At 61.1% G+C, this 2,161-nt stretch carries 2 protein-coding genes; both read left to right on the top strand.

Going from position 1 to position 2,161, the window contains the following annotated elements:
* Positions 1-63 precede the first annotated feature (63 nt).
* Positions 64-786: a ribosome hibernation-promoting factor, HPF/YfiA family gene (hpf, locus tag JF66_RS18455; protein WP_035880302.1), complete on the top strand. Its 723-nt coding sequence runs from the start codon at positions 64-66 to the stop codon at positions 784-786.
* 122 nt (positions 787-908) lie between these two features.
* Positions 909-2,161, top strand: a 1,253-nt coding sequence (locus JF66_RS18450; protein WP_035880301.1) for a DEAD/DEAH box helicase, incomplete at its 3' end; no start/stop codon positions are given.

Here is a 2,161-nt window from a genome sequence, read left to right as displayed (position 1 = left end):
AATAGTCACAGGCGCGCAATGATCGCCCATTTACAGGGCGATCCGCCAGATCAGGAGGTCGTCATGGAAACAAACATTGTTGGACGAAACCTAGGGATCACTGATCGCTTTCGGGAATACGCCACGGAGAAGGCCGAGAAGATTGCCGGTCTTGCCGATAAGGCCCTCGCACTGGAGATCAAGGTCAGTCGCCACCGCGAAAAGAACGGTGCGGCCGCCGGAAAAGATCGGGTCGAGCTGACCCTGATCGGCAAAGGTCCCCTCGTGCGAGCCGAAGCGGACGGCTCAGACAAGTACGCGGCTTTCGACATCGCACTGGGGCGATTGCTCGAACGGGTTCGCCGGGCCAAGGACCGCAAGAAGGTACACCGTGGAGGCTCTCACCGGCCGACGTCGCTGCAGGAAGCGTCATCCGTTGCCTTCAGCGTTATCGACATCGTGCCGGCATCCGGGGAGACCCTTGAGCGGGTGCGCACCGGTGCCATCCCGATCGTGGCGGCTCCGGCCGTGGAGGTCGACGCCGACGTCGATGTCGACGACGATGAGGATTACTGCCCCGTTGTCATCCGCCGCAAGGTGTTCGCAGCGGCGCCGATGACGGTCGATGATGCCCTCTACTTCATGGAGTTGGTCGGACACGACTTCTACCTGTTCCAGGATGCGGAGACCAAACGCCCGAGTGTGGTCTACCGCCGCAAGGGCTGGGACTACGGCGTCATCGAATTGGACGATTCCGCGGAGGAACTCCGAGAGGCTCCGGTCGCCGCCGACGTTCGCGGCACCTGACCAAGTAGCATTGCTATAGTTGCCGGTTAGGTCGGCCTCGGCGTCCGACCGGACGACAGGTGCTTGCTGCGCCTTTTCACATCAGGTGCATGCAAGTGCCGTGACGACTATGGAGTGCATTCGTGGCCTCAATTTTGGAAAAGGTTCTTCGTGTAGGCGAGGGGCGCGTTCTTCGGCGCCTCGAGAACTACGCGAAGGCCATCAATGCGCTGGAGGATGACTTCAGCCACCTCACCGACGACGAGCTCAAGAATGAGACCGTCACCCTGCGCGAACGGTACTCGGCCGGCGAATCGCTCGACGATTTGCTGCCCGAGGCCTTCGCCGCGGTGCGTGAGGCGAGCACCCGCACCCTGGGGCTGCGTCACTTCGACGTTCAGCTGATGGGTGGAGCCGCTCTTCATCTCGGCAATATCGCCGAGATGAAGACCGGTGAGGGCAAGACCCTCGTGGCGACGACCGCCGCATACCTGAACGCCATCACGAGCCGCGGTGTGCACGTCATCACGGTGAACGACTACCTCGCGAGCTACCAGAGTGAGCTGATGGGTCGCGTCTTCCGCGCCCTCGGCATGACGACCGGATGCATCCTCTCCGGCCAGACTCCTCCCCAGCGTCGTGAGATGTATGAGGCCGACATCACCTACGGCACGAACAACGAGTTCGGCTTCGACTATCTCCGCGACAACATGGCGTGGCAGGCATCCGACATGGTGCAGCGCGGCCACTACTTCGCCATCGTCGACGAGGTCGACTCGATTCTCATCGACGAGGCGCGTACGCCGCTCATCATCTCCGGTCCGGCATCCGGCGAAGCGAACCGCTGGTTCACCGAGTTCGCCAGCCTGGCCAAACGCCTCATCGCCGACGAGGACTTCGAGGTCGACGAGAAGAAGCGCACCATCGGCGTGCTGGAACCCGGCATCGAAAAGGTCGAAGACTACCTCGGCATCGACAACCTGTACGAGTCGGCGAACACCCCGCTGATCTCGTTCCTCAACAACGCCATCAAGGCAAACGCCCTGTTCAAGAAGGACAAAGACTACGTCGTGATGAACGGCGAGGTGCTCATCGTCGATGAGCACACGGGCCGAATCCTGATGGGACGCCGCTACAACGAGGGCATCCACCAGGCCATCGAGGCCAAGGAAGGGGTGGCTGTCAAGGCGGAGAACCAGACTCTCGCCACCGTCACGTTGCAGAACTACTTCCGTCTGTACAAGAAGATCTCCGGCATGACCGGTACGGCCGAGACCGAGGCCGCCGAATTCATGAGCACCTACAAGCTCGGTGTTGTCTCGATCCCCACCAACAAGCCGATGCAGCGCATCGACCAGTCTGACCTCATCTACAAGAATGAGGAGGCCAAGTTCAA

It is taken from the genome of Cryobacterium sp. MLB-32, from assembly GCF_000738085.1.
Classification (GTDB): domain Bacteria; phylum Actinomycetota; class Actinomycetes; order Actinomycetales; family Microbacteriaceae; genus Cryobacterium.
This window is presented reverse-complemented; position numbering and strand designations above follow the sequence as displayed.

Bases quoted from the DNA above. Each gene is read 5' to 3' on its own strand.
- hpf (WP_035880302.1), top strand. From the start codon at position 64: ATGGAAACAAACATTGTTGGACGAAACCTAGGGATCACTGATCGCTTT.